This window comes from Paenibacillus tepidiphilus, assembly GCF_008635795.1.
Classification (GTDB): Bacteria; Bacillota; Bacilli; order Paenibacillales; family Paenibacillaceae; genus Paenibacillus_AQ; species Paenibacillus_AQ tepidiphilus.
This window is the reverse complement of the sequence record NZ_VWRQ01000008.1, coordinates 230742-255489: the sequence shown is the minus strand read 5'-3', so window position 1 is coordinate 255489 and position 24748 is coordinate 230742. Positions and strand designations below refer to the sequence as shown.

At 56.6% G+C, this 24748-nt stretch carries 20 protein-coding genes; 7 read left to right on the top strand and 13 right to left on the bottom strand.

The genetic code is table 11. The annotated features are described in order from the left end of the window. Positions 1-58: 58 nt before the first annotated feature. The 6 genes from F1379_RS13025 to F1379_RS13000 all read right to left on the bottom strand — a co-directional run bounded on the left by F1379_RS13025 (position 59) and on the right by F1379_RS13000 (position 6134). Entirely contained in the window at positions 59-691 is a 633-nt protein-coding gene (locus F1379_RS13025; RefSeq protein WP_150270228.1) for a ThuA domain-containing protein, read from the bottom strand. 211 nt (positions 692-902) lie between these two features. After that, entirely contained in the window at positions 903-1715 is an 813-nt protein-coding gene (locus tag F1379_RS13020) for a uroporphyrinogen-III synthase (RefSeq protein WP_150270225.1), read from the bottom strand. A 394-nt stretch (positions 1716-2109) separates the two neighbouring features. After that, positions 2110-2505, bottom strand: coding sequence for a Fur family transcriptional regulator (locus F1379_RS13015; protein ID WP_150270223.1), 396 nt, complete (start codon positions 2503-2505; stop codon positions 2110-2112). A 67-nt stretch (positions 2506-2572) separates the two neighbouring features. After that, positions 2573-3664, bottom strand: a complete 1092-nt coding sequence (locus F1379_RS13010; RefSeq protein WP_150270221.1) for a Ger(x)C family spore germination protein — start codon at positions 3662-3664, stop codon at positions 2573-2575. Continuing rightward, complete coding sequence (locus F1379_RS13005) at positions 3661-4770, bottom strand: SLC5/6 family protein (RefSeq protein ID WP_150270218.1); 1110 nt, start codon at positions 4768-4770, stop codon at positions 3661-3663. The genes F1379_RS13010 and F1379_RS13005 overlap by 4 nt, the downstream gene beginning before the upstream one ends. Next, positions 4767-6134: a spore germination protein gene (locus F1379_RS13000; RefSeq protein ID WP_150270216.1), complete on the bottom strand. Its 1368-nt coding sequence runs from the start codon at positions 6132-6134 to the stop codon at positions 4767-4769. The genes F1379_RS13005 and F1379_RS13000 overlap by 4 nt, the downstream gene beginning before the upstream one ends. A gap of 153 nt (positions 6135-6287) precedes the next feature. On the opposite strand from F1379_RS13000, the gene F1379_RS12995 reads away from it, so the two are divergent. From F1379_RS12995 to F1379_RS12975, 5 genes are all read left to right on the top strand, one after another. Continuing rightward, the gene (locus F1379_RS12995; protein WP_150270213.1) at positions 6288-7835 is read left to right on the top strand and encodes an FAD-dependent oxidoreductase; all 1548 of its coding nucleotides are present in this window, start codon (positions 6288-6290) and stop codon (positions 7833-7835) included. 784 nt (positions 7836-8619) lie between these two features. Then, a complete protein-coding gene (locus F1379_RS12990; protein ID WP_239004658.1) occupies positions 8620-9309 on the top strand; it encodes an ABC transporter ATP-binding protein in 690 nt (229 codons plus the stop codon). Next, complete coding sequence (locus F1379_RS12985; protein WP_162551152.1) at positions 9284-10315, top strand: efflux RND transporter periplasmic adaptor subunit; 1032 nt, start codon at positions 9284-9286, stop codon at positions 10313-10315. Before F1379_RS12990 ends, F1379_RS12985 begins: the two co-directional genes overlap by 26 nt. A 33-nt stretch (positions 10316-10348) precedes the next feature. Further along, positions 10349-13222, top strand: a complete 2874-nt coding sequence (locus F1379_RS12980) for an ABC transporter permease (protein WP_162551151.1) — start codon at positions 10349-10351, stop codon at positions 13220-13222. A gap of 3 nt (positions 13223-13225) precedes the next feature. After that, positions 13226-14134, top strand: coding sequence for an ABC transporter ATP-binding protein (locus F1379_RS12975; protein ID WP_150270204.1), 909 nt, complete (start codon positions 13226-13228; stop codon positions 14132-14134). A gap of 183 nt (positions 14135-14317) precedes the next feature. Here the strand turns inward: F1379_RS12975 and F1379_RS12970 are convergent, their stop codons facing one another. From F1379_RS12970 to cidR, 6 genes are all read right to left on the bottom strand, one after another. After that, the gene (locus F1379_RS12970) at positions 14318-16534 is read right to left on the bottom strand and encodes an MMPL family transporter (protein WP_150270202.1); all 2217 of its coding nucleotides are present in this window, start codon (positions 16532-16534) and stop codon (positions 14318-14320) included. A 237-nt stretch (positions 16535-16771) separates the two neighbouring features. Continuing rightward, positions 16772-18673 carry an ABC transporter ATP-binding protein gene (locus tag F1379_RS12965; RefSeq protein ID WP_150270200.1) on the bottom strand — a complete coding sequence of 634 codons (1902 nt, stop codon included), beginning with the start codon at positions 18671-18673 and terminating at the stop codon, positions 16772-16774. Next, positions 18670-20430: an ABC transporter ATP-binding protein gene (locus tag F1379_RS12960; RefSeq protein ID WP_150270198.1), complete on the bottom strand. Its 1761-nt coding sequence runs from the start codon at positions 20428-20430 to the stop codon at positions 18670-18672. Before F1379_RS12960 ends, F1379_RS12965 begins: the two co-directional genes overlap by 4 nt. Beyond that, on the bottom strand, positions 20423-20872 hold the full coding sequence (locus F1379_RS12955) for a MarR family winged helix-turn-helix transcriptional regulator (protein WP_150270195.1): 450 nt from the start codon (positions 20870-20872) through the stop codon (positions 20423-20425). Before F1379_RS12955 ends, F1379_RS12960 begins: the two co-directional genes overlap by 8 nt. A gap of 280 nt (positions 20873-21152) precedes the next feature. After that, complete coding sequence (locus F1379_RS12950) at positions 21153-21401, bottom strand: aspartyl-phosphate phosphatase Spo0E family protein (RefSeq protein ID WP_150270192.1); 249 nt, start codon at positions 21399-21401, stop codon at positions 21153-21155. 121 nt (positions 21402-21522) lie between these two features. Then, positions 21523-22425: a cidABC operon transcriptional activator CidR gene (gene cidR, locus F1379_RS12945; protein WP_150270190.1), complete on the bottom strand. Its 903-nt coding sequence runs from the start codon at positions 22423-22425 to the stop codon at positions 21523-21525. 111 nt (positions 22426-22536) lie between these two features. Here cidR and F1379_RS12940 point away from each other — a divergent pair, with 111 nt between their 5' ends. Next, positions 22537-22908 (top strand): CidA/LrgA family protein, encoded by a 372-nt coding sequence (locus F1379_RS12940; protein WP_150270189.1) that lies wholly within the window; start codon positions 22537-22539, stop codon positions 22906-22908. Beyond that, on the top strand, positions 22908-23591 hold the full coding sequence (locus F1379_RS12935) for a CidB/LrgB family autolysis modulator (RefSeq protein WP_150270321.1): 684 nt from the start codon (positions 22908-22910) through the stop codon (positions 23589-23591). The genes F1379_RS12940 and F1379_RS12935 overlap by 1 nt, the downstream gene beginning before the upstream one ends. A gap of 165 nt (positions 23592-23756) precedes the next feature. Here the strand turns inward: F1379_RS12935 and F1379_RS12930 are convergent, their stop codons facing one another. Beyond that, a complete protein-coding gene (locus F1379_RS12930; RefSeq protein ID WP_150270187.1) occupies positions 23757-24725 on the bottom strand; it encodes a Gfo/Idh/MocA family protein in 969 nt (322 codons plus the stop codon). Positions 24726-24748: the final 23 nt, after the last annotated feature.

Sequence of the window (24748 nt, the reverse complement as noted above, 5' to 3'; positions counted from 1 at the left end):
CCATTTTCGGTTATGGATAGAGTATACCCCTTGTCGCCGCAATTCTCAAAAATCGGCGTTACCGCGGAATCCGTGCTGCCCAGGTTGCCGCCTGCAGAATCAGCTGCCTCACCGCTGGATGGCGGAAGGTCGGCTCATGATGACCCGGCATCAGATAGACTACGCGACCCTGTCCATAGCTATGGCACCAGGCTGCAGGCTGACGCCCTTGCTCCGACTCATATTCGAGCAATACTGTTTTTTCGGTAAACGGATCAAACTCAAAGCCGTAGGGTTCCTCATCCAGCTCAAAGTCTGCCATCCCCTCGGTAATATCATGCTCCAGAACATTGAATTTTAATGTCGTATAAGGCGGATGTCCGGTAAATTTGCCGCCGATCAGCTGGGCCAGCTCATAGCGCTTGGCCAGGGAGATTCCGTTATGCAGCACGATCAGCCCCCCGCCGCCGCTTACGTAGCTGAGAAGCCCGGCCGTCTGCTGCGGAGATACCGTCTCGTTCCATAATTCATTATAGGCGATACATAGATCATAGCCGGACAAATGCTCGCTCAGCAGCAGCTTCTTGTTCTCGGAGCACTGCACAGTGAGCAGCTCGCCCAGAATTTCCCCGATTTGCAGGTCCACGCCCTGCAGCGGATGAAAACGGGGATGGGTATAATCGCCCAGAAGCAGGCATTTTCTCTTATCCATGGATGTCCCTCCTTGTTTCTTGTCACAATAATTGCCGTATGTTGCTACTATTCTAAGGAAAACTCACGCCAATGTCCATGACCGGCGAACAATTCCAGCCTTTGAAGCGAAGCTGCCGCCTGCCTATGGCAGATCTTCTTACTTGCCGATATCGTCCTCCAAAAAGCAATCCCGCCCGTTACCAACGGGCGGGATATGGCGAAGCGGCAAATCAACGTTGTGCGGCCACGTAACGGCCCAGCTCGACGAACATGCTGCCCATCCGCTCATGCTCGGGCGCTACGATGCGCGAGATGCCTTCTTCCTTAAGCGATTCGGAGGTGATTCTGCCGACGGACACGGCCAGTACCTTCTCCTCAAAGGCAGCGACCAGCTCCGGCAGGCGGCCCTGTTCACGGGCATACTGGGCCAGAAAGCGGAACTGGGGCGCACTGGTAAACGCCACAGCGTCCACTTCAGCGTCAAGAATCTCCTGCAGCAGAAGCGCCAAGGCGCCCGGCTCCGGCGGAGTATGCCGGTAGGGCTGGACCTCACGCACCCGTGCTCCGGCCTCCTGCAACCATGCGACGATCCGCGGAGCGGATTCGCCGTGCAGCTGCAGGATGACCTCCTTGCCGCGCAAATCCCAATCCGCCAGCCCGCGGAGCAGTCCCGTGGTGCTTCCGTCATCATCCCGCACCACCGGCACCAGGCCTCTCTTCTTCAGGGCGTTCACGGTCTTGTATCCCCGGGCGGCAACCGGCGCGCCCGAGAGCACCTCCAGAAAACGGCCAGCCAGCCCCATCTGTTCAGCCATCCCGAACAGCGCGTCCAGCCCCATACCCGTCGTCAGAATCGCCAGATCGGGAGGATGGTCCGTCCAGTCGGCCAGTCCTTCCCGGAGCGCATCATCATCCAGAAATACCGTACCCTGGGCCGGGCGGTGGAGAGCCGTTCCACCCATGTTCTGTACCAGCTTGGCCATTTCCTCCGCTTTGCGCGGTCCGGCCAGGGCAACGGTCAATCCCTTCAACTGCTCTGCCATTAGCCTTCCTCCCTGCTCGTTTTGTCTATCAGTATACCGGGAACCCGCCGGCAAAGAAAAGCCTCTGCAGCAAATTTTAGCCCGCATGTAACTGTGCTGCCGGAGAGTGGCTACTGAGAGCGACGAATGGGTCCACATCTGGCTGTGCTGCCGCACGGGTCCACGGGTCCACGGTTCTCGGGTTCTCGGAGCAAGGGAGCTCAAGCTGCCGCAGACCAAATAAGCAGAGCAGCGTTACTCCGAGAACCGGGGAGTCGCTGCTCTGCTACTATTCGTGTCAATTCTTCTCGGTGATCTGCCTGACTAGGGAGAGGGCTTCTTTGGAGCAGTCTCATGCCCGCAGGCCTTCGTCTTCATCCGTCCTCCGGTATCCGGAAAATGGCGGCTTCGGAGCTTAATTGGCGGCTTTGGCCTTGCAGGAAGGGCAGACTCCGCCAAACACGACATGTGCATGGGAAATTTGATAACCGGTCTCCTCAGCGACACCCTTCATCCAATCCTGCGGCACATGGGTCATTACCTCATCGACGGCTCCGCAGACCTCACAGATAATGTGCTGGTGGTCATCAAGGCGCGCATCATAGCGGCTGGCGGCTTCGCCGAGCTTCAGCTCCCGGATCAGCTGCTTATCGGCAAGATAGCGCAGTGAGTTATATATGGTTCCATAGGCCAGGTTATGCCCCTGCTCCATCAGCCGGTTCATGACCTCAGCCGCAGTGGGGTGGTCGTGTGAATTGCGGACGATATCATAAACGGCTTGACGCTGGGAGGTCAAATTCAGACTTTTCATCAACATCATCCTAACTTGCTTTTAGATCAAGTATAAATCTTAATGCTACCTGAGTCAATGCACCCGCTTACTCGATCATACCGGAGTACTTTACTTCAACCTTTGGCATGACCTCGAAACGGATGCGAGGAACCATCCGCTCCCACTCCTCCAGCTCCGACTCATTGTTCCAGTGACGGGCGCAGTAATGCAGCCCCCAGCCGAAAGGGTCGAGGCCGGACTGCTGCACCTTAATCAGCAATGCCTCCACGCTTGCGCGCAGCTCTTCTCCGCCAGAACTGGAAACCTCCTTCAGCATGCGGTGATTCACCTCGGTTAAGGTACTGTTCTCCTCAATGATGCCTTTGATTTTTATGTTATACCGGATCACGGGCTCCCCTTGCCGCATGATTATTTGGTAACTGGAGCTGCTGGTCTCGGTATAGTATTGAACCTTTCCTTCTTGTACACGCGCCGGCAGATTGGTCCGCAAATCCTGGCGCGTCAGCAGGTTAAAGAGCCGGGTCTCATCCGCTGTCAGCACCAGACTGACCTTGCTCTTGTCGAGCACAGCGACTTTATCGATCAGAAATTGATCTTTGCCCTTGGCCTCGATGACAGGCAGTACAGGGTCGACTCCCTGCTCATACACCCTATTCACCAATTCGAAGGCATACACGCTAGTGATAAACGGCGACTCCGTTCCCTGGCCGCTCATGGCCACGATCAGCGAGTTGGACGGAATGCGCTCGGAAGGGGGTTTGATTTCCAGCACCTCAAGGGCTCCCGGACGGCCGATGGCAAAATTCAGAATCAGCTGTATATCCCGGCGCCGAATGGCCCAGTCCAGCACATGCCTGATATCTTTGGCGGCCAGCCCTTCACCTAAAACAAGCGATTTGCAGTGTACGTAATCCAGTTCCTTCTCTACCCTGGATTTCATCCGCCGGAGCGCCTCCGAAATACTGGTCGACTCTTCGGTCAGGATCTGCATCTTCTCATCGATCTTGGATACATCCCCTTGGGGAAGAGCCAGCTTCAGGCTGACCTTGAAGTTCCCTTCCCTCTCCCCCTGATCGATGCCGATGGCCACCACAAAGATCCGGCGGTCAATGTCCTTGTATTCACAGCCTGTGCACAGGAGCAGCAAAGCGATCATTGCACACAGAAGCTTCTTCATAACGCCCTTCTCCTCTTAACGGCATAGCAATACAGCAGCAGCAGCAGGAGCGCAACCTCGCCATACCAGCGAACATCCAGAAAGATGACACCGAACTGGTTAAGCTCGTATTGATCCAGATGCATCAGTGAGAATGCGGCGGCACAAAAAGCAGCGAGAATAAAGCCCTCCTGCCAGAGACGGACACTGGACGATTTACGTTTTTTGGGTACGGGAAACAAGGCGAGCAGCAGCTCTTTTCCGACATGCCAATGGATAACCACACTGACCAGGGATAATGGAAGATAGGCCATATAAAATATAAACAGCATCCGTTCAATCAGAAAAGTCTCTATGCGGATACTGTCAGCCGTTGAGAACCAGGTATAGATGTGCTTGCCGACTCCGATCGTGCCGAAATAGCCGATCGGTACCAAGAAGGACAGCAGTAGTATGATAAAACCTTGCACCGCAACTATAACGATGTGGAGCGGCTTCAGCTTCAGCTGGTGGAACAACCGGTTAAATATGGCCATATTGATGTACCCGCTGAACGAAAAGGTCGCCGCCAGAAAGCTGTTCCAGTTGGGAGTGTGCAGCGAATAGGTAAAGGTCTGAAGCACCGCGTCCCAGCTGAAGGCCGGGTTCACTACAGCTTTGAAGGTGGCATATACAATCAGCGGCAAACTGATTGCCAGCATCATCTCCAGACCGTACAGCAGCGAAAGCGGCTCCATGCGCACACTGAAGCAGACCACCACGAGAAAGCTGAGGAGGACGATCAGAGGCCTGGTATCCGGGCTGATGAAGCGCAGGGTAATATCAACAAAAGACAAAAGGGTGATAAGGCCCGCGGTACACCAAAGCAGCCCGAAGATAACAAGCAGCGGCGGGACCGTAAATTTGGGCAAAGACGCGGCAAATATCTCGGGCACACCTTTGCCGGGGAACTTGCGGATGACCGCAGTGAACATAAAGGTAATCAAGGTTCCCGATAATACGGCCAGCGGAATCGCTGCCTGGGTACCTGTAAACCGGCCGTCAATCAGCTCTCTGGGCACAAAAATGATGATATTGATCAGACTATTCATCAGAATGAGCCAGATATAATAACGGTTCTGAGTCACTTGCTCCCGCCCCTCTTCCTGTTATCCGTACCGAGGGAGTCCAGTACAAACAACTTGAAATAGGGCTGTCCAAAGCTGCGCTGGCTGCAGAGGTACATCGTGAAGCCTACCAGACAGCAGACGACGCCCACGAGCCCGGCGGTGGCGGAAGCCAGTATAAAGAAATATTTGAGTACCCGGATTGAGAAGCTCATCATATTCAGCGGAATCATGAAGTTTGATATAGCCACCGCCGACACCAGAATAATCATGATATTGCCGACCAGCCCCGCCTCCGTCGCCGCCTGGCCGAGAATCAGACCGCCGACGGTGGTAGCCGTAGGGCCGATAGCCTTTGGCAGCCGCAAGCTGGCCTCGGTCAGAAATTCCATCATCAGCAGCATGATCAGCACTTCCACGAAGGATGGGTAAGGCACCGTCGCCCGGCTTCCGGCGATCAGCAGCGCAATCTGCACACGGACGATTTCCGGATTGTACGAGGTAAAGGCCACATAGAGCGCCGGCAGCCACAGCGTCATAATGACGCCGATAATCCGCAGCAATTTCAGAAAGCGGCCGGCAATGGGCAAGTGAATTTTGTCATCCATGGCCGTGAAGAAATCGTTGAAGATGACCGGAAGGATAACAGCGTAGCCTGTTGTGTCGAGCATGATGACCACTTTGCCTTCCGCCAGATTGAAGACCACCCGGTCAGGTCTCTCGGTCACAATGGTTTTGGGAAAGATGCGGATTTTATCCCCGCATAAATACTTCTCCAGCTCGCCCGCTGCCTGCAGAATATCAAGCTGGAGTGCGTCCAGTCTGTCCTTCAGTTCGGCCAATACCTTGTGGTCCACCCGGCTTTCGTCATACAGAATGGCCGTTTTGGTCCGGGATACGTTTCCTATAACCGCCGTTTCCATCTTTAATTGCGCAGATTGGTAGCGCCGCCGGATCAAATTCATATTGACCTCCAGATCCTCGCTCAGCGCATCGGACGGACCTTGGGAGACACTTTCGGTAATCGTTTCGCGGACACCGGCGGATTGTGCCTTGGGTACCTCGCAGATGATAAGCCTGCCATCCTTTTGGACACAGACACCGCCGGCTAGTACCAGCTCCAGTGCCTGTTTCCGGTCTACTTCTGTATGGCTTCCGGGAGAACAGGCGAGATATCTGTAATAGGCCTCGCTATTATCCATCTCGTAATAAGGCGCAATGATTGCCCGGCCGATGGCTTGGCCGTCGGTTACGCTTTTCACGTACAGCAGTTCTGTTTCATCGTCAGAAGTCTGCAGGGTCCGGTACTCCAGATCGGCGAAACCGCTCAACTGTCCCTTGATCCATTCCAGTGAAATGTCGGAACGATCCCCTTGCCCTCCCATAGTGCGCCCTCCTTCTGACCGGTCATAACCGGAAAGCTGACCTTATTTTGGCATCCTACCGTTCATTTCATGCACCGCCGGGACATCAAGTTTCTTTTTCGGGGAGAGTGGTAATAAATGAGATGATAATAGTACAGATGGAGGGATAGTCAAATGAGTTCGACGAACAGGCTGCCGCAGGAGCTTCCACAATTTCCCGAGTCGTTATGGAGAGACAGCACTGAGCTTCCTTCCTTTCCGAAGCTTACGGAGGATCATGTTACGGATGTCGCCATCGTGGGCGGAGGCATTACGGGAATCACCACAGCCTATCTGCTGGCCAATGCCGGATACAAGGTTACGATATTAGAAGCCGGTGAACTGCTTGCGGGCACTACGGGCTTTACCACCGCCAAGATCACGCCCCAGCACGGCCTGATTTATCAGGATCTGGTGAAGCATTTCGGCGACGAGCAGGCCCGGATGTACTACCAGTCCAACCATGAGGCGCTGGAGTGGATTCTGTCCACCGTTTCCGGGCTGGGGATCGATTGCGGACTGGAACGCGAGGCCGCTTATCTCTATGCCGACCAGAATGATGCAAAGACGCTCAAGAAGCTGGAGAAGGAATTCGAGGCCTATGAGAAGCTGCGGATTCCCGGTGAATGGCTGGAGCATCTTCCGCTGCCGCTGTTGATTGACGGAGCCATTAAGCTCCCGGCCCAAGCCCGGTTTCATCCGCTGCATTATCTGAAGGCGCTGCTTCAGGAGGTACTGGACAAAGGCGGAACCGTATTTGAGCACACTATGATCGGAGAACAGGTGGACAAGGACGGAGGGCTAACCCTCCATACCGAGGGAGAGGATTACAAAATCCGCTGCCGCCATGCCGTTTCCGCCTCGCATTTTCCATTCTATGATGGCGGAGAGATGTACTTCTCGCGCCTGCATGCCGAACGTTCCTACTGTCTGGCCGTCCTGCCGGAGACCGATTTCGCCGGCGGCATGTACCTGAGCGCCGGAAGTCCCACACGCTCGCTGCGCGCCGTGGAATGGCAGGGACAGAAGCTGGTCATTGCCGGCGGCGAGAATCACAAGACCGGCCAGGGCATATGCACCTACGGGCACTATGAACGGCTGGAGTCCTTTATCGGCGAGCTCCTGGGCATCCGCGGCATTCCTTACCGCTGGGCGACGCAGGACCTGATAACGATGGATAATGTGCCTTATATCGGCAAGCCGAAGGAGGATGAGGAAATCTACATTGCCACCGGCTTTGCCAAATGGGGAATGACGAACGGCACACTGGCTGCACGGATGATTGCCGACGGTATTATGGGCAAGGACAGCCCGTACACGGAGCTGTATGACCCGTCCCGCTTCAAGGCCAGCCCCGGCATCAAGAATTTCATCGTTCAGAATGCTAACGTCGCTAAGGAGCTCGTGAGCGGCAAGGTGGAAATCGTGCTGAAGAAGCCACGCGAGCTGCAGCCGGATGAAGGCGCAGTCGTCTTCCATGACGGCAAACGGCTAGGCGCATACCGCGATCCCGAAGGCGAGCTGCACCTGGTGGACAGAACCTGCACGCATATGGGCTGCGAAACCGAATGGAATGACGGCGACCGCTCCTGGGACTGCCCTTGCCACGGCTCCCGCTTCTCCGTTGACGGGGATGTACTCGAAGGCCCGGCCACCGTTCCGCTGACCCGGATCGAACCATAAACACAGCCGTATACGCAGGGGAGAGGAAGCTTCATTCCGCTCCCCTCTTTCGTTGTTGGCCCCGACGCAGGTTAAGACCGAAAAAGAGAATTCGGAATAGCTATGGACTACCGTCCGTTGTTTGTTGTCCTCTGCCCGTTCCCCGATTTTCGATTTCCGATTTCCGATTTCCGGATGAATACCACTAATTGCTGTAGAATTTGCTAGAAGCCGGCTCTGTATAGTTATGACGAACGAAAGGCACCCCTGTTCGCAGACTGTAGTTGGATAATCGCCACTTAATCTGACCTGTATGGAGGATAATCACAGACTTAATTGGATATTCGCCACTTAATATAGGCAAAAATAGCATTCTCCTCTATATCGACCAATCTAAGTGGCGATAATCCAATTAAATGGCTAAAATCCGTAACGCAGGCCGAAATAGTGTGCGAAAATCGAACTAATCGCAGTGAACGATATACTTTTCAGCAGCTTAGAACGATGACAGCTCGTGCTGGCGCTCTCCTGTTCCGTACTTCCCCTCAACACTCCCATCTCTTTGTGTTGTTCTTTTTGTTCAACTTATATAGAGCAGGGCATACCGATATCCCCTGACACTTGCCTCATTCTCGCAATAATTTCCTCAGAACAAATCAAAAAAAGTAATATACTCCATTGTAATTTACTGGATATGTAGTACCTTGTAATTAGCCACATTTCGGAAACGTTCCCGAAGTTTATTGAAAGGGCTTACTTCATAGACTTTACAGTAATTCTATCTATGGAATGGAGGTTGCTTGGTGTGACGACATCATCTCCGGATATTATCCAGGCTGCCGGACTCTCCCGTACCTTCGGCAAGGGAGCCGGCGCAGTGACGGTGCTGAAGCAGGTCGACCTGTCTCTGCCGTCCGGCCAGCTGATCGCCTTCAAAGGAAGATCCGGCTCCGGCAAAACGACGCTCGTCAACCTGCTGGGCGCGCTGGACCAGCCGACGGAAGGAAGCATTCTGTTCGACGGACGGAACCTTACCGGACTCCCGGAACGCAGACGGGATGAAATCCGCCGCAGCGAGATGGGGCTGGTCTTCCAGTCCTTCGCGCTGATTCCCTTGATGACGGCGCTTGAGAATGTGGAATTCATGCTGCGCATCGCCGGTTACCCGGCTCCCGAACGCCGGTCTGCCGCTTCAGCCGCTCTGGAGCAGGTTGGCTTGACGGGACGCATGCACCATCGCCCCTTTGAGCTCTCGGGCGGTGAGCAGCAGCGGACGGCCATCGCCAGGGCGATTGCCCATAAGCCGAAGCTGATTCTCGCCGATGAGCCGACAGCGGAGCTGGACAGCCGTACCGGGCTGACCATCGTCAAGATTTTTCGCGATCTGGTGCAGCAGGGCTTGTCGGTTATTCTGACCACCCATGATCCGGCGATTATGGAGATTGTAGATCAGGTTCATGAATTGGAGGATGGTCAAATTGTCGCAGCCCGCTAAACGATTCGCCGCCCTGACCGGCGGCCTGCTGCTGGCCGTATCGCTCTCCGGCTGCTCCCTGCTCCCGGCAGAGGATGCCGAGCTGCAGCCCCCCCTGGTCAAGCCGGCCCAGGAGAATTACCGGACGGAGGCCGCCAGGAAAGGCACAATCACCAAGGAGCTTGGCGGCAACGGCAATTTCGTCTCCGTCTTGACGGAAGCTGCCCAGTACACAGGCCAAGGCGGCCGCATCGACAAGATCGACGTCAGCGCCGGAGACAAGGTGAAGAAGGGCGATGTGCTGGCCCGGCTTACCCTCGACGGGATGGATCTGCAGCTCAAGGAACAGGAGCTGGCGCTTGAACGCGCCAAGTATGCTTACAAGAACACACCGAAGGGGGATGCCGATGCCCGGCGGATCGCCTCCCTGCAGCTGGAGATTGAAGAGCTCAAATATAAACGGCTGAAAGCCCAGTTCGACAGCAAGATTCTTACCGCCGCTATCGATGGACAGGTGACCTTCGCCGAGTCCCTGAAGGAAGGCGATCCTGTTGAGCCCTACCAGACTCTGGTCATGATCTCCGACCCGACCCGGCTGCGCCTGGCCTTATCCATTGATCCCGGAACCGATCTCAGCAAGGTCGATGTTGGTACGGGCGCCGAGGTAACCATCGACAAGAAGGCGTATGCCGCCAAGGTTGTCCAGACCCCGGGCTCCGCCCCGGCTACCCTTAACAAAGAGCTCGCAGACAAGAATGCCCGGACGATCTATCTCGATGTCGGAGGCCTGGCAGGCGATGTGGAGATCGGCTCCCTGGCTGACGTACGGATCATCACCCAGCAGAGGGAGGATGTCATTATCATTCCCAAGAACGGCCTGCGCAGCTATATGGGGCGTACCTTCGTACGTGTCCTGGAGGAAGGCAACCGCTTGCGGGAAGTCGATGTGGAGGCCGGAATCACCGGTTCAACCGAAGTGGAGATTGTGAAGGGACTGGAAGAAGGCGATGTGATTGTGCTGCAATAACGGCGAGCAATGGCCGCTGAAGGGAAGGTATACATGGCCCTGTTAACGATGATTTTCCGGAGAATGATCAACAATAAGTGGCTGGTGCTCAGCCTGTTCACCGGCATGGTGCTGACTACCGCACTGGTTAGCACTATGCCGGTCTATTCCGAGGCCATCCTCTCCCGCATGCTCGTGAAGGAACTGGAGCAGCTCCAGAAGGACAGCAACAAGTATGCCGGGACTTATTACGCCAAGGTTATGTTGGCTGATGAAGATGCGCAGAAGCGCATACAGACACGGGAAGCGCTGGATTCATACATGCACGGCAAAGGGGCGGCAGGCTTCGGGCTCCCGGTCCGCGAGCTGGTGTCTGAGGTCAGTCTGAAGATGCTGGATGTGAGTGTGGCCGGACGGGAAGAGACCCAGCGCCAGAAGCAGACCGGCGGAATCCGCAGCGTTGCCGGACTCGCTGATCATGTGAAGCTGATTGACGGAAGACTGCCCCTGGCGCAACCGGACAGCGAAGGCGCTTATGAAGTCATGGTAACGCAGCGCACACTGCAGAAGCTGGATTTCGTCCTGGGCACGGCGATAACACTCGATGATGACAAACGCAATGTTCATATCCGCATTCGCCCAGTCGGCGTCTTCGAGAATGCACGTGAGGATGACTTGTTCTTCCGCACACCGGGCCTGAGCGATTTCAACAATATGTTCGTCATGAACGACCAGCTGTTCCAGGCCGAGCTGGAAGCCGGACGCCTGACAGATCTCTCCTCGGCAAGCTGGTATGTGGTCATGGATTATACCCAGATGGAAGTAAGCAATATCGCCCCTTTCCTCGCAGCGAACGAACAGGTCCAGCAGGCGATTTATGCCCGGGTGCATCCATATCAGACCTCGATTGAGATTCCGGCGGCGACCACGATCGAGCGTTATTTCGAACGCTCGCAGCAGCTGGACCGGCTGATGTGGTCGTTGAACGTGCCTGTGCTGATCATGCTTGGCTTCTACATGTACATGGTTGCGAATCTGACGGCCGAGCGGCAAAAGAACGAAATCGCCGTCCTGCTGAGCCGGGGGGCTGCGCGCTGGCAGGTGGTTTCAGCCTTCGCCGCCGAAGCCCTGCTGCTCAGCGCAGCGGCGCTGCTCTCCGGCCCCTTCCTGGCCCTGCTGCTTACGCGGATGCTCGGGGCATCCAGCGGGTTCCTGCAGTTCGTCCGACGCTCCAGCCTGCCGGCGCATGTCGATGCCGCTGCCTTCGGTTACGCGGCAGTTGCGGCGGCACTCTGCTTCGCGATGTCCCTGATCCCGGTTATACGGGCATCACGGGTCAACATCATCGCCCATAAACAGCAGGCCGCACGCCGGCACAATACACCGCTGTGGCACAAGTCCTTCCTGGACCTGCTGCTGCTTGCCGTCTCCTTCTATGGATTGTACACCTTCGGCAACCGGCAAAAGAATCTGCAGGAGCTGGGACTCGCCTCGGACGCGCTGCAGATTGATCCGCTGCAATTCGTGGTGCCGGCGCTGTTCATCCTTGGCGGCGGACTGCTGCTGCTGCGGCTGTACCCTCTGCTGCTCAGGCTTCTGTACAGGGCCGGACGGAAGTGGTGGCCGCCTGCCTGGTACGCCACACTGATTCAGGTGGGCCGGGCCGGCAGCCAGTATCAGTTCCTGATGATTTTCCTCATCATCACGCTGGCCACGGGTGTATTCAGCGCCGGTGCCGCCCGGACGATCAACAACAACATGGAGGAGCAGATTCGTTACAAGAACGGGGCGGAGTTCGTCCTCACAGCCAAATGGCCGAACGATGCCCCTGTGGAGGGCGCTGCCGGGCCGTACGCGGAGGCCGCCGCAGCAGAGGGTCCGGTTCATTATACAGAGCCTCCATTCGACCCTTATCCGGAGCTTCCGGGCGTGGAGCATGCTGCCAAGGTATTTATTAAGGAGGATGCGGAGTTCACCGCAGGAGAAGGCAGAGGCACAGCCAGGCTGATGGGCATCGACACCGATGACTTCGGCCGCACCGCCTGGTTCTCTCCGCCGCTGCTGGAGCGGCCGCTGGCCGACTATCTGAATCTGATGGCACCGGATTCCCGTGCCGTGCTGGTCTCGGAGTCCCTGGCCGGGCAGAACGGGCTGAAGCCGGGTGACTCGCTGTCGATCAGCTGGGACGATTACAGCTCCCAGTCGTTTGTCGTCTACGGCATTCTCCCCTATTTCCCGACGTTTAACCCGCTTCCGCCCGCCGGGTCCGTTCAGGCCTCCGGCGATTCCGAGGAGCCGGCCGGACCGATGCTTATTGTCGGGCATCTGTCGCAGATTCAGCTCCAGCTTGCGCTGGAGCCCTATCAAGTATGGCTGAAGCTGAAGCCGGGTGCGGATACCGCCGCTTTCTATGCAGGGATAGAGGAGGAGAAGCTGCCTCTGACGGGCATCACCAATACCCGCGAGGAGCTGGTCCGGCTCAAGAACGATCCGTTCCTGATGGCGGTTAACGGAGTGCTGACGCTCGGCTTTCTGGTCTCGGTGGCCGTCACCTTTGTCGGCTTCCTGCTGTACTGGGTCCTCTCGCTTAAAGGCCGGACCCTCCAGAACGGCATTATGCGGGCGATGGGCTTATCGCTCCGCCAGCTGATCGGAATGCTCGCCCTGGAGCAGCTGTTGACCTCCGGCATGGCAGTGCTGATCGGCGCCTTGACCGGCAACATCGCCAGCCGGCTGTTCGTGCCGAACTTCCAGATCGCCTTCAATCCCGGCAGCCTCGTTCCGCCGTTCCGCGTCATTCTGGCCGCCGGCGACTTCGCCAGACTTTATGTTATTGTCGGATTCACACTGCTGCTGGGGCTGGGCATTCTGGGATATATGCTATCCCGCCTGCGCATCCATCAGGCATTGAAGCTGGGGGAGGATTAGACGATGATTCAATGCGAAGGACTGGTCAAAATCTTCAAGGCCGCAGACCTGGAGGTATTTGCCCTGCAGGGGCTTGACCTCGAGGTGCAGACGGGCGAGCTGATGGCGATCATCGGCAACAGCGGCAGCGGCAAGTCCACTCTGCTGAATATGCTGGGCGGTCTGGACCGTCCCTCGGCGGGCATGCTGACCGTAGACGGAAAGAACATGCTGAAGATGAGCGCCCGGGAGCTCGTCCGCTACAAACGGGAAAGCGTAGGCTTCGTATGGCAGAACAATGCGCGCAATCTGATTCCTTATCTGACCGCGCAGGAGAACGTGGAGCTGCCTATTCTCCTGCGCGGGCGGCGGAAGAAGCAGCGCGCAGCCGAGCTGCTGGAGGCCGTCGGGCTCAGCCACCGGCGGCACAGCCGGCTCCAGCAGCTCTCCGGCGGGGAGCAGCAGCGGGTGGCGATTGCCATTGCCCTCGCCAACAGCCCGAAGCTGCTGCTGGCCGACGAGCCGACCGGGTCGCTCGATACCCGCATGTCGGAGCAGATACTCGATCTGTTCCGCGAACTGAACCGGACCATCGGAATTACGATTGTTATCGTGACTCATGACCTCCAGCTCGCCCGCAAGGTCGACCGTGTCGTGTCCATCCGTGACGGCAAGACCTCCTCGGAGATGCTCCGCCGCATCTCTTACACGGAAGAGCTGGAGGCGCTGGAGCGGGATATGGAAGCGGCGGCTGCCGCGGAGCAATCCCATGTGGAATACGCCATCCTGGATAAAGCCGGCCGCCTGCAAATTCCGGCGGCTTATCTGGAATCCATCGGAGCGGGCGATACCAATAAGGTCCGCCTGGAGCTGGTGGAGGGAACGATCGTCATGACGCCGGGCGCCGCCAAGAAGGAGCCGGCAGCGGACTGACCGGTGCGGACGCCGGACAAGAGAAGGGGATGCCCATGCAGCCAGTAACTGGCCCACGGGCATCCCCTTCAATGTTGGGCCGGGTGAACATCCATTATAGACTGCCGAACTGATCAGCAGTCCATATCGGAAGCTTTCACCTGCCATCCTTGAATTTATTTCATCTTGCGGTACGCTTCAGGCTCAGCGTTCCCCGGGTGCAGGCTGCGCCTGCTCCACCTCATGGTGCTTGCCCGGCCAGAAGGCATGACGGCCCAGCAGCACCGTAATCGCCGGCACCAGGAACGGCCGGACGATGAACGTGTCCAGCAGCACGCCGATGGCGGTGATGATACCGAACTGCACCAGCACCTGGATCGGCAGCGAGGCCAGCACGGCGAAGGTGCCGGCGAGAATAATGCCGGCGGAGGTGATGACCGCACCGGTCTCGTTCACCCCTTCGGCGATGGCCTGCTTCAGCGGCATAATCTTACGCTTTTTCCAAATGTTCGAGATCATGAAGATGTTGTAATCCTCACCCAGCGCCACCAGGAAGACGAAGGAATACAGCGGAATCGCCCCTTGGATAGCATCTGCGCCGAGCACGTAGTGAATGATCACCCAGCCCAGGCCCAGCGCCGAGAAGAAGGACAGAATGACAGTCGCCACCAGATAGATAGTAGCGGTGACCGACCGCAGATAAATCAGCAGCAGCAGTGTAATCAGGGCAATAACGACGGGGATAATCAGGTCGGTATCCCGCTCGCCAAGCTCCTTCGTATCATATTGGGTGGCCGTCTGCCCGCTGACCCACACACTCTCGTCCGGATCGGAGATACCGGCATCAATCAGTGCCCCCTCCGCCGTATCCAGCAGTGCCGGAATATGGTTCATCGCCTCCAGAGAGTACGGGTTCTCCTTGAATTCAATATCGTACCCGAGAATATTCTTGTTGACCGCGCCCTGCTGCGGGTCCGATACGGTATCCACATAAGACAGTCCGGAGAGAATCACCTTCATGTCTTCTCCGTCCACAAGGCCTTCCGTGTCGAGCATCAGCTTCGCCGGAGCCAGCTCTCCAGGGGAGAATTGTTCGCCGATCAGCTCAAAGCCCTGGCGGGATTCCATATCCTCGGGGAACGAGGACAACAGATCATAAGTGAATTTGATGCCTGTCGAGAAGGAAGCCAGCACCCCGAGCAGGACGACGGTAATGCCCACAATCGCCCAAGGCCGGGATACCACCAGTTGTCCGATGCCCTTCTTGCGGGGCTTCGGCTGCGGAGCCGGCTTACCCTTGGCCCGTGCACGCTCCGCTTCCATCTCCGGTGTACGCGGAATGAACGGGAAGAAGGACGTTCGTCCGAAGATCGCGAGCAGCGCCGGTACCAGCGTCAGACTTGCGATGCCCATAATCAGAATCGACAGGCTGAACGGCACGGCGAAGCGGTGATATGCCCCGTATTTGGCCAGCAGCAGGGCGAACAGTGCCATTACCACAGTGAAGCCGCTCATGGCAATGGCGCCGGAGGCCTGGGAGATTGCGCCGAGCAGCGCGCGGCCCTTGCTCTCCTCCACCTTCAGCAGCTGGCGGAAGCGGGCGATCAGGAACAGGCAATAGTCCGTTCCGGCTCCGAACAGGAGCACCGTCATAATTGAAACCGCCTGCGAATCGACGGTAATCCAGCCTTCCTGGGCCATCTTGCCCAGCACCGGGCTGACGGCCAGATAAGCAAAGCCGACCGCTACCAGCGGAATCAGCGCCAGAATTGGCGAGCGGTAGATGAGAAGCAGGAACACCAGCACCAGCAGCACCGTAGCGATCAGCAGGGCTACATCGGCATCCTCGAACAGTCCGGTGGCATCAATGGAGATGCCGACCGGTCCGGATACGCGCAGGCTCAGCTCACTGCCGTCCGCCGGAGCGGAGGCCGGGTCGCTTCCCGTCGTCTCCTTGATCCGTTCCTTCAGGTCAGACACCGAATCTCCAAGCTCACCGCTGTCCGCCGACTTGTCGAACAGCACCGGTGTCACCAGGGTACTGCGGTCCTCCGACAATGACGCCTGCAGCGCCTGCGGCGGCACCTGGCCGAGCGGCGGCACGAAATTCTGGTGCATCAGCGGCTCTTGCTCCAGGCCGCCATAAACGGCAATGATATGTAATAAATCCTGTTCAGACAGTCCGCCCTCCCGGTGCCATACCAGCAGGGCCGGTACCCCGCTTCCCGCCGGGAATTCCGTCTCCGCCACTGCGGAAGCCCGTACCGACTGCGCATCATCCGGGAGATTCTGTGCGTTGTTAATCACCTGCGAATTGACGGATGGCCATACCATAGTCAATACCGCAATGACGGCGATCCATATTCCAAGCGTAACCCACTTGGTCTTGCTGCCTGCCACCCATTTTCCGTAGCCTGACATGGTTTCACTCTCTCTTTCCCCTACCGCGAATCCCAAATGAACCGCGGGTCATTTTTTATCCTTATCATATATACCCTAAAAATTTTAGGCAAATCTTTTTTTCAGAAACAAGTAAAAATAATCGTTACAGCTACCAAAAAACACCCCTCTGCACGGTCCAGCCAAGTCGGCTAAATATGCAAAGGGGCGTTCTGTTGCCGCACTATTCAATTACAGGATTGCCCGTTATTGGCGCTCTTAACCCACATCGGGCAGGTCGCCGTCAGAAAATTGGCTGTTGTACAGATCAGCATAGAAGCCTTCCTGCGCCAGCAGCTCTTCATGCGTCCCCTTCTCGATAACGCTGCCCTTGTTCATCACAAGGATGAGATCGGCATCGCGGATCGTCGAGAGGCGGTGGGCAATCACAAAGCTGGTTCTGCCGGTCATCAGCGCCTTCATCGCTTTCTGGATCTGCACTTCCGTCCGGGTATCGACGCTGCTGGTTGCTTCGTCGAGGATCAGGATGGACGGGTCGGCGAGGATGGCCCGGGCGATGGTCAGCAATTGCTTTTGACCCTGGGAGATATTCGAAGCTTCCTCATTGAGCACCGTGTTGTAGCCAAGCGGCAGGGTCCGGATAAAATGATCGGCATGGGCCGCCTTGGCGGCCCGCACCACGTCGGCTTCCGTCGCCCCTTCACGCCCGTAAGCTATATTCTCCATAATTGTGCCGTTGAACAGCCAGGTATCCTGCAGCACCATCCCGAATTTGCTGCGCAGCTCGCCGCGCTTCATCGCGGTGATGTTGACTCCGTCGATCAGAATCTCACCGCCGATAATTTCATAGAAGCGCATGAGCAGATTGATCAGCGTCGTCTTGCCGGCACCGGTCGGTCCGACAATGGCGATAGTCTGGCCAGGGCTGACTTCAATGTTCATATCTTCGATCAGCGGCTCATCTTCCTTATAGCCGAACTTCACATGGCGGAATTCCACGCTGCCTTCCTCGGCAACAGCCGGACGTCTGGCGGAGGACTCCACTTCCGGAACTTCCTCTTCTTCATCCAGCAGCTCAAACACCCGCTCTGCGGAAGCAACCGTCGACTGGATAATGTTCGCGATATTGGCCGTTTGCGTAATCGGCTGGGTGAACTGGCGCGAATATTGGATGAACGCCTGAATGTCACCGACCTCGATGACCTTGCGGGTCACGAAGATCCCGCCGACTACGCAGACCAGCACATAGCCCAGGTTGCCGATGAACATCATCAGCGGCATGATCATCCCGGAGATGAACTGGGATCTCCAGCCGGAATTGTACAGCTCTTCATTGATTGCCTTGAAATCATCCACCGACTGCTTCTCGCGGCCGAAGGCCTTGATGATCCGGTGGCCGGTGTACATTTCCTCAACATGGCCGTTCAGCTGGCCCAGGGATTTCTGCTGGCTGATGAAGTAGCCCTGCGAACGCTTCGTGATCAGCATAATAACCACAAAGCTCAGCGGCAGGGTGACGACGGTAATCAGCGTCAGCCACGGGCTGATGGTCAGCATCATCACGATCACGCCGACCAGCGTTACGATGGACGTAATCAGCTGTGTCAAGCTCTGCTGCAGCGTGGTGCTGATGTTGTCCACATCATTGGTCGCCCGGCTGAGAATTTCCCCGTGCGTCCGCGAATCGAAATATTTCAGCGGCAGGCGCTCCAGCTTGTGATTAATCTGCTCGCGCATATCGAACACAACCTTCTGCGCCACGCCGGACATTACGTATTGCTGTACATAGCTGAACAGCGCGCTGAACAGATAGAGGAAGCCCAGCAGAATCAGAATTTGATTGATGTATGCAAAATCAATCTTCGCATCCGGAACTCCCGTCAGCATGCCGTACGCGCCCTCGAACAGCTTGGTGGTCGCCTTCCCCATGACCTTCGGGCTGAAAATATTAAAGACCGTACTGGCAATCGCCGTGATGAACACGATCAGCAGCTGCACCTGTTTCGGGCGCAGATAACGGATCAGCCGGCGCAGCGTTCCTTTGAAATCCTTGGCCTTCTCGGCCGGCATCCGCATGCCCGGTCCGCCCGGACCATGGCCGGGGCCGAAGCCGCCTGGGCGGCGCGGAGGACGCTTGAAGCTATTATTCGTTTCGCTCATGCTATCTCCTCCTCTGACAGCTGCGAGGATACAATCTCGCGGTACACTTCGCTGTTCTCCATCAGCTCCTGATGGGTGCCCATTCCGGCAATCTCGCCTTCATCCAGCACGATGATCCGGTCGGCGTCCATGACCGTGCTGACCCGCTGGGCGACGATGAGCACCGTGGCGTCGGTCGTTTCGCCCTTGAGTGCAGCGCGCAGCTTGGCATCGGTCTTGAAATCCAGCGCCGAGAAGCTGTCATCGAACAGGTAGACCTCCGGCTTGCGGACAAGAGCGCGGGCGATGGACAGGCGCTGCTTCTGGCCGCCGGAGACATTGCTGCCGCCCTGGGCGATCTCGGAGCCGAAGCCGTCCTTCATCGCCGAGATGAAATCATAGGCCTGGGCCACCTTGGCGGCATGAATGATCTCCTCTTCGGTAGCGTCCTCCTTGCCATAACGGATATTGTCATTGATCGTACCGGTGAAGAGCACCGCCTTCTGCGGCACATAGCCGATTCTTTGCCGCAGCTCTTCCTGCGTCATCTCGCGGACATCGACTCCGTTCACCCGTACGGCGCCTTCATTGACATCATAGAAACGCGGAATCAGGCTGAGTAGCGTCGACTTGCCTGAGCCCGTACCGCCGATGATCGCCGTAATCTCGCCCGGACGGGCACTGAAGCTGATCCCCTTAAGGGCCGACTGCTCTGCTCCCGGATAGGAGAAGGAGACATTGTCGAATTCGACGTAGCCGTGGTGGCCTTCGTTGCCATCTTCATTGGCTTGATCCTGCGCCGCTGCCGATACGGCTGCCGACGGGTCGTTAATCTCCGGCTGCATATCAAACACCTCATTGATACGCAATGCCGATGCCGAAGCACGCGGAATGAGGACGAACATCATGGATACCATAAGCAGGGAGAACATGATCTGCATCGCGTATTGAATGAAGGCCATCAGCGAGCCGACCTGCAGATCGCCGTCTCCGATCCGGATACCGCCGTAATAGAGGATGGCGATCATCGAGAAGTTCATCACGATCATCATGACCGGCATCAGGGCAGCCATCACCTTGTTGACACGGATGGCCGTCTCCGTCAAATCGCTGTTCGCCGCAGTAAACCGCTTGTTCTCGTGCTCGATCCGGTTGAAGGAACGGATGACGCGGATACCGGTCAAGTGCTCGCGCAGCACGCGGTTCAGCGTATCCAGCTTGGTCTGGATCGCCTTGAACAGCGGCAGCCCTTTGGTTCCGATGATTGCAATCGTCCCCACAAGCACCGGAATCACAACCACAAAGATCAGCGACAGCTTCGCATCCTCGGAGATCGCCATGATGATCCCGCCGATCATCATCATCGGAGCGCCGACCATCATCCGCAGCATCATGGTCAGGACGACCTGAGTCTGGGTAATGTCATTGGTTGTGCGGGTAATCAGCGAAGCTGTACCCAGCTTGTCGAATTCCTGCAGCGTGAAGTTCTCCACATGCTTGAACATCCGTTCACGGGTGTTCTTGCCGAACCCTGCGGCCACCTTGGCCGACAGAAAGCTGACGAGCACGGAGCAAACGGCGCCGCCTCCGGCCACCAGCAGCATGTAGCCGCCGATTTCCCAGATATAGGCGCGGTCCCCGTGGACAATGCCCTTGTCCACGATGTCGGACATCAGGGTCGGCAGGTACAGATCACCCATGGACTGCAGAAACACCAGAATCAGCACCGCCGCAATCGACAGCTTGAAGGGACCCAGTTGCTTAAACAATTTAATCAAATTTCTCATCTCCGTTCTTCGGTAACCGGTCTAAATGGGGCGGGGGATTATCCTTGATGAACTCGAAGACCTTCTGCAGCAGATCGGCCAGCTTGACGCTGTCCTCTTCTCCCAGATGCTCTACCAGCCTGTTCATCATTTCATCCCTGTCCTGCTTGACCTTCATCGTTACAGCTTCTCCGCCCTCGGTCAAACTGATGCGTACCACCCGGCGGTCCAGAGGGTCGGCTTGCCGTCGCACCATCTCCTTGGCCTCCAGGGTGTTGACCAACTGGGTCACGGTCGGCGGTGTCAGTCCGAGAATACGGCTGATTTCCGATACTTTCAGCCCTTCCTCAGAGAACTCCGCCTGATTGGAAAGACATATCATTAAAGTCATCTCACTGGGCTTGTGCCCTTCTGCAGTATGCTTCCAGCGCGCCTTATGCATCCGTCTCATCATGGCAATCAGCCTGCGTGCGACTGGATTGTCGTCGCTTGCGTTCCCGTTTACTCCAATGCCATCCACCTCATTTCATTAGGACTACTAAATATTAAACACTTTATTAATTAGGCTACCTAATTATAGGTACAGCATGATGGCATTGTCAAACAATGAATGCGCTATCAATTATTACGGAATCCGTAACGCTGCGTGAAGCTCCTGCCCCGGCACAATAAAAGGACCCCACCGAAATGGGGCCTATCTCATTATATTTGTATAATTAAGGGTTAGCACTAAATTACTGAATCAGGGCTTTGCCCCTGACACGATTGTGCTTGCGGCCCCGCAGATTCTCCATCATCTTGTTCTGCGCCAGCACAATATAGCTGTCCAGCCGCTGGCTGAGTTCAAGCACTGTGTTGTCGCTGAGACTCCGCTCCTTGGCCACTTCCAGCAACTGACTTCTAAGATGCTCTATCGTTACGAACAGCTCGTCCTCTCTGTAATCGCATCTGGCTTCATCGCGGGAAGGTTGGTATAGTTTCATGATCAGTCACCTGCCTCTTAAACTTTCTCTCCCTATCATACCGCCTGATGCCAAAAAACAAATTTTCAAAAAAAAGAAAAAAATGTCGTCTGAACGGGGAGCGGTATTACCTCGTCAAAAGCTACAGGTGGGGCAAATAACGTTCACCCAGCACCTTCATTGCAAACGAAATCCATTCACGGGCTGCAAAAGAGAGATAGCGGTCCCTGCGCCAGATCATGCCCAGCCGCCAGGGAATTACCGGTGCCGTAAGCGGAATGACGGCAGTATGCCGCGGGTCCATCTGGCGGCAGATCGTCTCCGGCAGCAGGGCGATGCCCATCCCGGCGGCGACCATCTTGCTGATCATATCCCACTGTGAGCTCTCATAGACCACCTTCGGCTGGAAGCCCGCTTTGACGCATTCGGTAATAATCCGGTCATGCAAAGTGAAATCCTCGCGGAACAGCACAAATTCCTCCTCGGCCAGCTCGCCCAGAGCGGCAACGGCGGCCCCGGCCAGCCGGTGGCCCACAGGCACCAGCAGCTGCAGCTTCTCTTCCACAAATGTAAAGCAATGAAACTTCGCTTCATCCGCCGGCAGCACAATAGCTCCGATATCAAGCAGCCCGCTCTCCACATCATCCTCGACCTTCTTGGACCCGTCTTCATGCAGACGGATGCTTACCTCCGGGTACATCCGGTGGAATTCCCCGATCACCGAGGGAAAGAAGCTTGCCCCCACCATCGGCGGAAGGCCGATCCGGATGTGCCCCCGCCGCAGCTCGCGCAGGCTGTCCAGCTCGGAGGACAGGCTGGCGAACGATTCGACGATATTCTGCGCCTTGAGCAGCAGGATCTCCCCCGCATCCGTCAGCCTGATACTCTTGCCCTCACGGAAGAACAGGTCGGCGCCAAGCTCCTCCTCCAGCCCCCGGATCATCTTGCTGATGGTCGGCTGAGACACAAACAGCGATTCGGCCGCTCTTGAGAAACTGCCCATTCTTGCCGTCTGCACAAAATATTGCAGCTGCCGTATATCCATAACTTGCGCCCCTATCTATAGACAAATGGAATGTCACCTATTCGTATTATTCATTTTACCTATGAAAATAATTGTTGTAAACTTTCATTACGATGAAAGGAGCGAAGCCTTATGAAAAAGATTGCCAAGGGCTTGCTGCAGATTTCCGGACTTACCGTATTCTCTATGCTGGTCAATGCCCTGACCCCTTATCTGCATATTCCCATTCCCGGCAGCATCATCGGGATGATCCTATTATTCCTGCTGCTGGAGAGCGGCATTGTCCGTTTGAACTGGGTGGAAGCCGGCGCGTCCTGGCTGCTGGCCGAGCTGCTGCTGTTCTTTATTCCTTCCGCCATCGGCGTTATGAAATACACCAGCCTGCTGGAGGCCGACGGTCTGCAGGTGCTCGCAGTGGTGGTTGTCGGAACCTTTGCCGTTATGGCCTGCTCCGGCATGCTTACAGGAGCCATTTATAAGTTAAAGGAGCGTCGAAGCCAATGATGACCAGCCTGCTTTTTCTCGGATTGACCGTGGCCGTCTATCTTCTGGCCAAACGGCTCTATGTACGAAGCGGGAAAATCTACTGCTCCCCGCTGATCATTACACCGCTCATCATGATCGGTATTCTGCTGTTCTCCGGAACGTCCTATGAAAGCTACAATGCGGGAGGCAAATGGCTGAGCGATCTGCTGCAGCCGGCAACGGTCGCCTTTGCAATCCCTCTTCATAAGAACTTCAAGGTACTGAAAAAACACGCCGCCGAAATTGCGGCAGGCGTGCTTACTGGAACGGTTACTGCGGTTCTCTCTTCCATGCTGTTGGCCAAATGGCTGCACTTAAGCGGAGACCTCGCAACCAGTCTTGTGCCTCGTTCGGTGACTACGCCGATCGCCATGAGTATCTCGCAGAACATCGGCGGCGTTCCCAGCATTACGGCGGTCTTTGTAATACTGACCGGTATCCTTGGAACGCTGATGGGGCCGTCCGTCCTGCGCCTCTTCCGCATTGACAATGAAATTGCGCGCGGAGTATCGCTGGGAACCGCCGCGCATGGGACAGGAACCTCCAAAGCCTTCGAGCTGAGTTCGCTGACCGGCACCATCTCCAGTATCGCGATGATTCTCACGGCGCTGTTCTCCATTGGACTGGCGCCTGCGCTTCTCGCGGTTTTCCTCCAACATTAGGCCGTTCCCGCGTGGGCCGCAAGACCCGTCCGGTCAGCTTAGCTGATCCGGCGGGTCTTTTTTTGCGGCTTAACATCACTTTGTGGGGTTGTTATTGGAGCCCCCCAAAGTAGCCGGCATATGCTTCAGAGCTTCGCGTCACTTTGTGGGGTTTCTTTGCTTTGCTTATAGCTTTACCGGCAGCCCGCTTTGGGAAGACTCAAAGGCGGCGCAGGTCACCTTCAGGGTTCTGTAGCCATCCTCATAGTCACTGAGAATACGCGAACGATCGCCTGTCCGCACTGCATGCAGGAAGGCTTCGCTTTCCGCCGCGTAAGGGTTGCCTTCATTCGCGTATTCCGTGCTGTCGCCGCTCCGCACTTCCAGGAGACGCTCAGGATTCCAGTCAAGCAATCCGGCTTCATTGTAGAAGCTGAGCCCGATACGTCCTACCCCGTCGGGCAGCACGCAGGTATTGGAGATATTGGCCACAATGCCGCTCGCAAGCTTCAGCGAGACAGTACCGACGTCGGACACCGTCACGTTCTCATGGGCTTCATGCATAATGCGGTTGCCGAACAGCCCGTACACCTCCGTCACTTCTCCGGCGAGATAACGCAGCAAATCGACGATATGGGTCGTCTGCTCCGTAAACTGTCCGCCGGATTGCTCCTGATTACGCCACCAGGCCACCCCCGGCATACCGCCCATCCACTGGCCGACGATCATGCCCACCTTGTCCCCGGCAAGCGTCTCCTTCAGCCGCTGGACATTGTTCTGATAACGGAAATGATAACCGACCGAGGTCAGCAGATTGCGCTCCTTGATCTCCTGCAGCAGGCTGGCCGGGATTTCGGTGCTCGCCGCCAGTGGCTTCTCGATGAAGAAGGGGATGTCCCTGCGGATCAGCGCCCGTTCAATGGCCCCGTGCGCCTGCGGAGGCACGCACACGTAAACGGCATCCAGCTTCCCGGCGTCCAGCATCTCCGTAATATTCCCGTACCCGGCGGCTCCGTAATTGCGGGCAAGCTGCTCGCCCTTCTCCTTGCTGCTGCCGCACACCGCCGCAAGCCGGACATCTTCCATCCCGGCCAGCAAATCGGCATGCACCTTGGAGAACCAGCCTGTCCCTACCAATCCGATATTCAGTGTCATCTCCCTTACCTCCTGAGGTTTCA